Genomic DNA, 10,904 nt, shown 5'->3' with positions numbered 1-10,904 from the left:
GCTGAGGTTTTGCCATTAAACTACACCCGCAATATATAATGATTGGAATTGATTTGGTGCGGCCGAGAGGACTTGAACCTCCACGGGATTTCTCCCACTAGGCCCTCAACCTAGCGCGTCTGCCATTCCGCCACGACCGCTGGCAAAACGCAATAATCTATTGATTATCGAGAACAGTATTTATTGTAAATGATTTGTAATAAAAAGTCAATAACTTTTTAATATTATTTTAAACAAATTTACTATTTTTTAATGTTTACGTCATTCATTAATACAACGATAACTATAATACATACTTTTTAAACATAAGTCAATAGTTTTTATTAAAAAGTTTAAAAACCTACAACATTGTAGGTTTTTAAAGGACATTGTTATATTAGTAAAGTCTTATTGTTCATATTTAAATTTATTTATAAATACATCTTTAATTTCAATTTACTTCCACATTTACCACATCTCATTTTATCAGTATTAACTTTTCTAATTCTTAGATATGTAGTTTTACATTTACAACATTGATATATATAATTTGCTCTTTCTTCATAGCTTTGAATCGGCTGACAAAATCTTGGCGCTTGAACTTTATTGCTTAGCATTTTAAAGTCATGATCCTTATGTTGATAACCTTTTCCGGATAAATGTAAATGATAATGACATAGTTCATGCTTTATGATATTTATTAAAGCCTCTTTTCCAAAACGAGAAAATTGCTTCGGATTAATCTCAATATGGTGTGTAGATAATACATATCGTCCGCCTGTTGTTCGTAATCGAGAATTAAAATACGCTTTATGTTTAAAAGGTTGTTTAAAATACTCAAGTGAAGTTGTTTCTACTAACTTTTGAAGCATTTTATTATTCATTAGGATTAATCATAGTCAATGATACTTTTTCTTTATTTTTATCAATATTTAAAATCCAAACATCAACTATATCTCCTACACTAATAACATCCATAGGATTTTTAACATATTTCTTTGATAATTTTGAAATGTGAACTAAACCATCTTGTTTAACACCTATATCTACAAATGCTCCAAAATCTACTACATTTCTAACCGTTCCACTTAACTTCATACCTTTAGACAAGTCTTCGATTGATAATATGTCAGATTTTAACTGTGGTGTTTCATAGCTATCACGAGGATCACGATTTGGCGCTTTAAGAGATTTTATAATATCTTCTAGTGTTGGTTTGCCTATTCCAATTTCGTTTGATTTTTCTTCAATATTAATATCGCTAAGTGTTTGTTTAAGTTTATCTGAACCTAAATCATCAATTGATAGTTGTAAACTTTCTAAAAACTGATATGTCGCTTGATAACTTTCTGGATGAATAGATGTATTATCTAATGGTTCTTTACCATTAACTATTCTTAAAAATCCGATACTTTGTTCAAACGTTTTACTACCCAAACGTTTTACTTTGCTTATTTCGGAATGATGCTTTATAGATCCATTTTCTTCACGATAATCAATTATATTTTGAGCAATGGTACTTGATAATCCCGAAACATATTGAAGTAAAGATTTTGAAGCGGTATTTACATCTACACCTACTTGGTTAACTGCAGTTTCTACGACAAATGTGAGAGCTTGTTCAAGTTCTTTTTGGTTTACATCATGTTGATACTGTCCTACTCCAATAGATTTAGGATCAATTTTCACTAATTCACTAAGCGGATCTTGCACACGTCTACCAATAGACACTGCACTTCGTTCTTCAACTTGAAACTCTGGAAATTCATTTCTTGCTATTTCAGAGGCAGAATATACAGAAGCTCCTGCTTCATTTACGATAATAAATTGAGCATTTAGTTGATATTTTTTTATTACATTTGCTACAAATTGTTCCGTTTCACGACTTGCTGTACCATTACCAATTGCAATTAATTCAACATTATTTTCAGTTATCATTCTAACTAATTCTTTTTCTGCCAATTCTATTTTAGATTTTGGAGGATGAGGATATATAACACTTTTAGCAATAAATGTTCCAAAAGGATTAATAACAGCTAATTTACATCCAGTTCTAAATGCTGGATCGACACCTAAAATTTGTTTACCTTTCATAGGAGGCTGTAATAATAAATGTTTTAAATTTTCACTAAACACTTCTATAGCGTGATGCTCTGCTTTTTCAGTTAAATCATTTCGAATTTCTCTTTCAATTGAAGGCAAGATTAAACGTTTTAAACTGTCTTTAATTGCAGACTCAATATATTCAACTAGTTGATGAGCTTTTTTTACTTCTTGCGATTGTATAAATGTTTCTATTGAAGTAGTATCAAATTCAATTTTAATTGACAATACTTTTTCTTTTTCTCCACGATTCATTGCTAAAATTCGATGATTAACTATTCTTTTTATAGGCTCAGAATAATCATAGTACATACTAAATATCTCTTTTTCATCATTTGCTTGTTTTTTCTTTGTTGTCACAATCTTTCCTTGATAATAAACGTCTTTAAGTAAACGTTGTCGATACTTAGGATTATCCGAAATACGTTCAGCAATAATATCTTGAGCACCTTGAATTGCCTCATCAACTGTTTTAACTTCTTCACTTAAATATTTTCTAGCTTCTTCATTTACATTCATACTTTGTCCTTCTATTAAAAAGTGAGCTAATGGTGCTAATCCTTTTCGTTTTGCTTCAGTTGCTCTAGTTTTCTTTTTTTGTTTAAAAGGACGATATAAATCTTCTACACGTTGTAATTTTGTTTGCTGAAGAATGTCTTGCTTTAATTCATCAGTAAGTAAACCTTGTTGTTCAATATTATGTATAACTTCTTCTTTACGTTTTTGAAGATGCGCTACATATTGATATTCATCAGATATTTGTTTAATTTGAACCTCATCTAAACCACCAGTTGCTTCTTTTCGATATCTGGCAATAAAAGGTACTGTGTTATTTTCCTCTAATAGATTTAATACAGCTATGACTTGTTTTTCTAAAAATTGATATTTTTTTACAATATCATTAATTAATGTCTTTTCCATGTTATAACCACTCTTTGTATATAAATTCTATTTAATTTTAACATATCTTTATTTTTACAATACATTTTCTAACAATAAAAGGAGCGACATAGAATTCAATATGAACTCATTGGTCGCTCCTCAATTTCATTGCCTAGCAGCTTGTTGTAATTTTCGTATTGCAGTTCGTTGTAATCTAGATACATGCATTTGACTAAGTCCAATACGTTCACCAGTTTCCTTTTGACTTAATCCTTCAATGAAAGTACATTGAATAATTTCTCTTTCTCTATCAGATAAGATTGGTAAAATACGTTCAAGAATCATTCGTTTTTCAGTAAGGTCGTAATTATCATCTTGTTGACCCATAATATCTAACAATGTAACTGTAGAACCATCCTTATCTGCTTCAATTGAATGATCTACGCTAAGTGCGTTATAGCTTTGACCCATTTCCATGGCTTCTAACACTTCTTCTTCATTTACTTCTAAACGGTTCGCAATTTCTAAAATTGAAGGAGAACGTCCGAGTTCATTCGTAAGTTCATCGCCCACTTTTTTTATTCTTGGACCAATTTCTTTAATTCTTCTAGGAACATGAACGCTCCATGTCTTATCTCGTAAATATCTTTTAATCTCACCAATAACAGTTGGCACTAAGAATGCTTCAAATTTGCGATCGAAAGATATATCAAATCTGTTAATAGCACCTATTAAACCAACCATACCCACTTGAACTAAATCTTCATGATGTGATTGTCCTTTTGAATACTTATATGCTAATGATTCAATTAGTTTGCGATAATGTTTAACTAATTTATCTTGCGCATGAGGATTTATATTGTCTTGGTGTTCTTTAATCCATTGGTTAATTTGTTCAGGTGATATCTCATTAACTGATTTCGACTCTTTCGTCATTATTTGGCACCTGCTCTTTTTTTATATACTTAATCATACTAATTGTTACACCAGACTCTTTTGAAACTTTTACTTCATCCATTAATGATTCAATCAAAAATAGACCTAGTCCACCTTCACGTAAGAAGTCGATATTTTCGTTTTCTTGGTAAGGCCCTAATTTTGATTTTGTAGATTCGTAGTCAAAACTTTCACCTTGATCTGAAATAATAATCTTAATTTTGTCATCAAATAATTCAAAACAAATATTAATCATACCATTTTGTTCACTATGTTTATATGCATGTTTGACAGCATTAGTAACCGCTTCACTTACTGCAATTTTTGAATCTTCAATGTCATCGTATGAAGCACCTGCTCTTGTAAATACCCCTGATAAAGTAAGGCGAATTAAACTTACATATTCTGCTGAGGCAGGTAACTTCATTTCAATATAATCATTTTTGAGTGACAAATTACTCTACCTCCGTTCCTTCATTAACGTGCATTAAATCTTTTAAACCCGTAATATCAAATAATCTACTAATTCTATCTGTGACACCTAAAATATATAATTCTTTATCATTTTGATTTAGAGCCTTTAATGTTCCTACAAATAAGCCTAAACCCGTTGAATCCATATAACTTACATTTGCTAAGTTCACGTGAATGTCATGATTTCCTTCTTGGCGCATAGGCACAAGTACTTCTTCTAACTCAGGTACTGTATATACGTCTAACTCTCCACCAACAATAACTTCATAATAATCATCATGGGTTATCGTTTCTATATTAAGATTCATTTACTTACACTCCTAATCTTTTTCGATATGTATACTATAGCAACTATACCCATTATTATTATAATATAATCAAAAAATTAAATAATTAATTCACTCTTTTTATTATTAAAATTGTCATGTCATCTCTTTTTTGCGTATTTTGTATTTTTAAAATGGCTTCATATAAGATTTGAACAATATCTTGGGGATGCATATGCTTATATTTTCTAATTAAATTAAGAACAGTATCTTTTGCAATAAACTCCCCTTTTTTATTTCTAGCTTCTGTTACACCATCAGTAAAAATAATAATTAAATCATCTAAATATATTGGAATTTCTTGTTGACTATATCGCGTATGTTGACTTACACCAAGTACTCTTCCTCGAACTTCAATTTCTTCAAATGTTTCAGTTTCAGCTCTATAAATGTATCCTGGTTCATGACCTGCTGAACTACAATATAATAAATGATTCATTTCTTCATATAGTCCATAAAACATCGTGACGAACATATTTTGATTAACATTTTTTTCTACCACACGATTGAGTCGTTTTAAACCATCACTTGGTAATTGTGAATGACCATATGAATCCATTCCAAATTTAATCATACTCATTGCTAATGCTGCTGGAATACCTTTCCCTATAACATCTGCTACAGCAAAACTCATCGTACCATCTCTATGATCAATTAAATTAAAATAGTCCCCGCTTACTTTTTGAGCAGCTACTGAAATAACACCTATTTGTATACTATCAAACTGTGGAATATCTGTTTTTAACATCGTTTGTTGAAGTCTAGAGGCTAAGTCAATTTCTTTATCGTGGAATTGCATTTTATCAACTAAATTTTGATAATCTCTATAGCTATATCCAAAGCCTTTTACTACTTCTTCTAATACATCTAATGTATCTAAGATTTGAGATGTTTTTAAATTTAAAGAAGCAATATACGTTTTATGTAAATCAACAACATCCTCTGGTAGAATATCCTTTTTGATTACTTCTTCAGTGAATTCATCGCACTTCTTTAAAAATTGTTCTTTATTTTTAGTAACCAAACTCTCATCTATAAGTTGCTTATAGTTTTTTTTAAATTCTTCCACGAATTTTGCCTCCTTACTTCATAGCTGATTAAAACATGTTTAAATATTGTCTGACACAATACAACATTTTAAATTTATTCATTAATGCTAAATGTATATTATTCTAAAATAACTCTTCTACTTAAAAAGGGAGCAAGACAGTATTCATTTTGTGAATATGCTGTCTTACCCCCGCAAGGTTAATTGAAATTGAAAACTTGAGTTAAATATTTTCAATTCAGTTAACTACTGCGATATCTCTAAATAGTCATAAACTTACTCAATACTATCATTGAATTCAACTGAATTTAGTCTAATTAAAACTTTTCAAAAGTACAATTGATTTATTTCAAAAGTTTATTTCATATTTTTTGGATTATACATATAAAATACTAATTTTTTTGAGGACGAACATCGTGTAAACCTAAACTGATATCCAATGCATCGTCAACTTCTTTCATTTTATCTTCTGATAAATATGTAAGTTTCTCTTTCAATCTTTTTTTATCTAATGTTCGTATTTGTTCTAAAAGAATGACTGAATCTTTATCTAAACGATATTTTTTCTTTTCTATTTCTACATGTGTTGGTATTTTCGCTTTATTAATCCTACCAGTAATCGCAGCAACGATTACTGTAGGACTATATTTATTACCAGTATCATTTTGAATGATAACTACAGGTCTTACTCCCCCTTGTTCAGACCCTTGAACTGGTGATAAATCAGCTAAATATACATCGCCTCTTCTAATCATTCACTTTTATAATTAGATGTAAGATATGATTCGTTACAATCACAAGCTTCACATTCTAATGGAAATGCTTCTGTTGCTAGGGAGAGGTTTAAATCGGCCATTTGGACATAGCCCTCTTTTAATGATTGTTCAAGACTATGGCTTCTATTCTGATTAAAAGTTAACATACTATGAACCTCCAATTGATACAAACAAGACATTATAAACTTTAATTTAGTTTTATAATAACAAATTTTGTAACAAGTGACTATACTAATTTAATAATTCATTTGTAACTTCAAATTTTTTATTTAAATAATATATTCTTGGAAGTCTGCGTCCTAAATTACATAAAACTTCATAATTAATTGTATTTTGTTTTACAGCTAATGCCTCTACTGCTTGTGAAGAATTTAAATTGTTATCTATTAAAATAACCTCATCTCCTTCTTTCACATCATCTGGTACACTAATAATCATTTGATCCATGCATACTCTTCCAATGATTTCACATTGCTGTTGATTGACATTTACGGCAAATCCTTGCATAGATCTTAAGAAACCATCTGCATATCCAATTGGTAAAACCGCTATTTTCATTTTTTCAGTTGCAGTGAATGTACTTCCATAACTTACAGAGTCTCCAGGATTTAAATATTTAGTTTGAACAACTTGAGTTATTAATTTAGCACTTGGTTTTAATTGAACATCAACTTCATTTCTAACATATTCAGAAGGATAATAACCATATAGTGAAATTCCAAGTCTTAACGCATTGCATAATTTACAATTTGCTAATAAAGCGCCCGCTGAGTTTTGAGCATGTATATATTTTGGTCGCTCTGCTTTTGTTACCAACTCTTCAAAAAATGCATATTGCTGTTTCATTGAATCACCAGGTTCATCTGCATTGGCAAAGTGAGTAAAAACGCCGTCAAAAATAAGATTTGGATGTTCTTTAATAAGATTAATGACTAACTGATACTCTTCAAGCGTTTTAATCCCTAGTCTTCCCATTCCTGTATCTAATTTCACGTGAAGATATACATGATCTGAGTTATCTTCTATATAATGAATCGCTCGTTCTAACCAAAACTGTGAAGGCACAGTTAAGGTAATGTCATATTGAATCGCTTTATTTATATCTTTCGGTGATATCGCACCTAAAACTAATAGTTTAGCATTTATATTATGTAAGCGTAATTCAATGGCTTCATCTAAAGTAGCAACTGCAAAAAATTGAGCCCCATTATTTTCTAAAATTTCTGCTATTTTTACACTTCCTAATCCATATCCATTCGCTTTAATTACAGGAATCACCAACTTATCACTTTGAAGTGTTTTAAAAATATTATAATTGTATAGAATGGCATCAAGATCTACATTTAAATATGTCGGTCTATAAGCAACATCTGACATATGAAGTCCTCCTTATTTAAACTTATAAAAAATTGATATGATTTACTTTTCTAATATTACTTCACTCATTGCGTAATGTTGTGTATGCGTAATCGAGACATGAACAATAAAACCAGGATATTCGATGCAAGGTTTCCCCTTTTCATCGTTATAACAATCAATATCATTAAATGCTACCGTTTTTCCTAACCCTGTTCCTAATGCTTTACTAAATGCTTCTTTAGTTGCAAATCGTCCTGCTAAAAATTCTAATTTTCTTTTATCATTTTTAAAAGAGTTAAATTTTTGCTGTTCTTGCTCTGTTAGTATTCTATGTATTAATTTATCACTTTGTTTAATATACACGTCTTTTATTCGGTCAATTTCAATTAAATCAATACCAATACCATGTATCATATCCACACCTCACTTAATTATCCTTTATCATTCATATAGTTCGTGTTTTCTATTTTGAATCATTTGTTTTAAATAAATCGCTTCTTTTTTTGCAATTAGTTCTATATTGCATTCTCCACCTGCAGTAGATAAATGAAGATGTGCTAATTTATATTTTCTCATTATGAATCCTTCTATGACTTCTATATTTTGTATTCTATAAAACGGTATCATATCTGTTTCAACAGTTATGATACCTTTTCTAATATGAATCTCGTTTTCATCATAGTAATAACTGAAATAATGATATCTCAGAAGCGGAATAACAATAATAAATAGTATGATATAAAGCAATATAATGACTATAGAAATAATGATATTAATTGAAAGTTTTGATATATGAGTAAAATAAACATCTATCATATTGAGTAGAAATAAAAAAACAGTAATAATTATAAGCCCTATCAATGATGTGATTCTCATCACCTTTAGACCACTCGTGTTCATAAAACTATGTTCATTCAATCTTAGACCCTCCTAAATAGGTCTCAATATTTAATTGAACCTGTTTTTCAGAAGCATATTTAAGCTTAATATCTTCATTTACCGCACCCTTAGCTATAATAAAATGTAAATGTGCTAAATGGCTCTTTTCTAACAATGGATTTTGATTAACATTCATACCAATAATTTTATCCTTTTTAAAATAATAAGAATTAATATGCATGATACTTACTTGACGAAGTGCAATTTCATTTTTTCTATTGCATAATCCAGAAACAGATATATACACATACGCATGAATTGCCATAAAGATAATCATAATTATCGCTATCATATAACTCCATATACTCCAATAGTAAGCACCTATAGTTGCACCAAGAATTAATATGATACTAGGTATAAAAAAATGTCGATGATATCCTCGTTTTGGTACATTTTCAGTAATAGAGTTAAATTGCATTTCAGGAATTAATTTTCTAATAATAGAATATGCCTCTTTTTTATTAATAAATGGAAGAATCATAATTTTTCCATTTTCACTTACATCTTCATTAGATTTAACTTCTAAATCACTTGTAATAATAAAGTATATAGAGGTATATCCAAATAACTTTCTAATAAATGACTGTTTTTCTACAACTGCTTGTAATCGTTCAGTAGGCACTGTGACATTTTTTACATTTAGTAATCCATAAGTAATTTTCAACTCATTATCACGTTGTGTGATTGTATAGTTATAATAACGGAGAAAAACAATTAGAGTACCTATAACATAACAAAATATAAGTACAGTCAATATAATAATAGTCACTAAAAACGTCACTGACTGTATCCATTGAAAAAGACGAGACGTCCATTTTTCCCATGGGATAACATCTTCAAATGCACCTATAATAGGGGAAATAGTGGCGAATGCTACACCTATCACGCCACTGGTCAATGACATAAAAATCAACAGTTTATTAGACATTTTAAAAATTACTTTATTATTACTATTATCTTCAGATATTAATTCTTGTTCGCTATTATTGGGCTTATGATTAGTCTCTATTTCTTGACTATCTAACTGAAGTTGTCTTTTTTTAATTGTACGTTCAATCAATTCACTTTGTTGTTTCGAAATCGTTTCAAGTTCAATACCATCACTCGGCGTTTTAATTTGTAGTCGTACTCCACCTACTAATTGATTAATCAGTCCTTGTGTGGTATCTAAGGATTGAATTCGATTCAAATTTAATTCTTTGCGTTTTTTATTTAACCATCCAGATGTGACTATAAATTGATCATTTTCTATCCAATAACGCGTTAGACGTACTTTTTGAAATTGATTAATCATAGAAAAAAGAATAATCAATAAAAAGATACCTGGTCCAATATAATGTCTAATATTTGTAAAATCAAAATTCCATATATTAAATCCAATAAACACGATAATGACAAAAATGTTTTGCTTTATAACATTTATTAGACCCGTGAAATAAGAAATCGGATGTAGTTTTTGAGGTTTAAATATCATCATTACTACCTCGCATTTGTGATAAGATATGTAATATTAATCGTTCTGCTTCTTTATTAGAAACAACAGGTGTTGTGAGTTCATGACCTGCAGTTACAACAATGATTCTCTTAAGATTAAACTGTTTTAATAACGGATTTGTTTTAACCTTTAAAAGTTGTAACCTTTCAATTTTTGTTGTTTTGTACCTTTTAAAAATAAAAGTATTTAAAATTTCTATGTTCTTATTTTCTATATTATAAAATCTATAAGAGTATCTATTGATAGGTTGGAGAATAAAACGAATAAGAGAACAAATAGTTAACACAAGTAGAATATAAAAAATAAAATGTGGCCAGTGAAATGCTTTCCAACAACACAACCCACCACCCAAAATAATGAGCTCTATTAGTAACGTGACTCCACTTACTAACCAATGATATAAAAATGCGGATTTAGGACTTTTATGAAAAGAGTGATGTAATTGCACAATAAACTCCTTAACAATTTTTTTATATTATATCATACTATTTTTTAAAAATAATATGATAGATATTAATGTAAAAACCAAAACTGAATACTATCTATTTAAATACGATCAATTATCCTCTTTTTCTTTAAAATAATAT

Annotated in this window: 13 protein-coding genes and 1 tRNA gene; all 14 read right to left on the bottom strand. The window is 29.3% G+C overall.

The window, feature by feature from the left end:
• Positions 1-54: 54 nt before the first annotated feature.
• Positions 55-140 (bottom strand) — tRNA-Leu (locus tag HMPREF2561_RS03335).
• A gap of 270 nt (positions 141-410) precedes the next feature.
• Complete coding sequence (locus HMPREF2561_RS03330; RefSeq protein ID WP_017174802.1) at positions 411-863, bottom strand: SprT family protein; 453 nt, start codon at positions 861-863, stop codon at positions 411-413.
• Positions 856-3,003, bottom strand: coding sequence for a Tex family protein (locus HMPREF2561_RS03325; protein WP_017174801.1), 2,148 nt, complete (start codon positions 3,001-3,003; stop codon positions 856-858). Before HMPREF2561_RS03325 ends, HMPREF2561_RS03330 begins: the two co-directional genes overlap by 8 nt.
• 126 nt (positions 3,004-3,129) lie before the next feature.
• Positions 3,130-3,900: an RNA polymerase sigma factor SigB gene (gene sigB / locus HMPREF2561_RS03320; RefSeq protein ID WP_002455074.1), complete on the bottom strand. Its 771-nt coding sequence runs from the start codon at positions 3,898-3,900 to the stop codon at positions 3,130-3,132.
• Positions 3,875-4,327, bottom strand: a complete 453-nt coding sequence (gene rsbW, locus HMPREF2561_RS03315) for an anti-sigma B factor RsbW (protein WP_049335593.1) — start codon at positions 4,325-4,327, stop codon at positions 3,875-3,877. The genes sigB and rsbW overlap by 26 nt, the downstream gene beginning before the upstream one ends.
• Before the next feature lie 28 nt (positions 4,328-4,355).
• Entirely contained in the window at positions 4,356-4,682 is a 327-nt protein-coding gene (locus HMPREF2561_RS03310) for an anti-sigma factor antagonist (RefSeq protein ID WP_002448686.1), read from the bottom strand.
• An 85-nt stretch (positions 4,683-4,767) separates the two neighbouring features.
• Positions 4,768-5,769: a SpoIIE family protein phosphatase gene (locus HMPREF2561_RS03305; RefSeq protein WP_002448679.1), complete on the bottom strand. Its 1,002-nt coding sequence runs from the start codon at positions 5,767-5,769 to the stop codon at positions 4,768-4,770.
• 371 nt (positions 5,770-6,140) lie between these two features.
• On the bottom strand, positions 6,141-6,503 hold the full coding sequence (locus tag HMPREF2561_RS03300; RefSeq protein ID WP_017174798.1) for a type II toxin-antitoxin system PemK/MazF family toxin: 363 nt from the start codon (positions 6,501-6,503) through the stop codon (positions 6,141-6,143).
• Complete coding sequence (mazE, locus tag HMPREF2561_RS03295; RefSeq protein ID WP_002448681.1) at positions 6,500-6,670, bottom strand: type II toxin-antitoxin system antitoxin MazE; 171 nt, start codon at positions 6,668-6,670, stop codon at positions 6,500-6,502. Before mazE ends, HMPREF2561_RS03300 begins: the two co-directional genes overlap by 4 nt.
• An 85-nt stretch (positions 6,671-6,755) precedes the next feature.
• Positions 6,756-7,901 carry an alanine racemase gene (alr, locus tag HMPREF2561_RS03290; protein WP_017174797.1) on the bottom strand — a complete coding sequence of 382 codons (1,146 nt, stop codon included), beginning with the start codon at positions 7,899-7,901 and terminating at the stop codon, positions 6,756-6,758.
• A gap of 42 nt (positions 7,902-7,943) precedes the next feature.
• A complete protein-coding gene (gene acpS, locus HMPREF2561_RS03285; RefSeq protein WP_017174796.1) occupies positions 7,944-8,297 on the bottom strand; it encodes a holo-ACP synthase in 354 nt (117 codons plus the stop codon).
• A gap of 27 nt (positions 8,298-8,324) precedes the next feature.
• A complete protein-coding gene (locus HMPREF2561_RS03280) occupies positions 8,325-8,699 on the bottom strand; it encodes a PH domain-containing protein (protein WP_231451768.1) in 375 nt (124 codons plus the stop codon).
• Positions 8,700-8,793: 94 nt separating this feature from the next.
• Positions 8,794-10,296, bottom strand: a complete 1,503-nt coding sequence (locus HMPREF2561_RS03275; RefSeq protein ID WP_048787779.1) for a PH domain-containing protein — start codon at positions 10,294-10,296, stop codon at positions 8,794-8,796.
• Positions 10,286-10,765 (bottom strand): PH domain-containing protein, encoded by a 480-nt coding sequence (locus HMPREF2561_RS03270; RefSeq protein ID WP_017174793.1) that lies wholly within the window; start codon positions 10,763-10,765, stop codon positions 10,286-10,288. Before HMPREF2561_RS03270 ends, HMPREF2561_RS03275 begins: the two co-directional genes overlap by 11 nt.
• Between the last annotated feature and the right edge of the window lie 139 nt (positions 10,766-10,904).

Origin of the sequence: Staphylococcus sp. HMSC069E10, from assembly GCF_001809205.1 — a bacterium.
Lineage (GTDB): Bacteria > Bacillota > Bacilli > Staphylococcales > Staphylococcaceae > Staphylococcus > Staphylococcus hominis.
The sequence above is the reverse complement of the archived record's forward strand: the minus strand, read 5'-3'. Positions and strand labels throughout refer to the sequence as shown.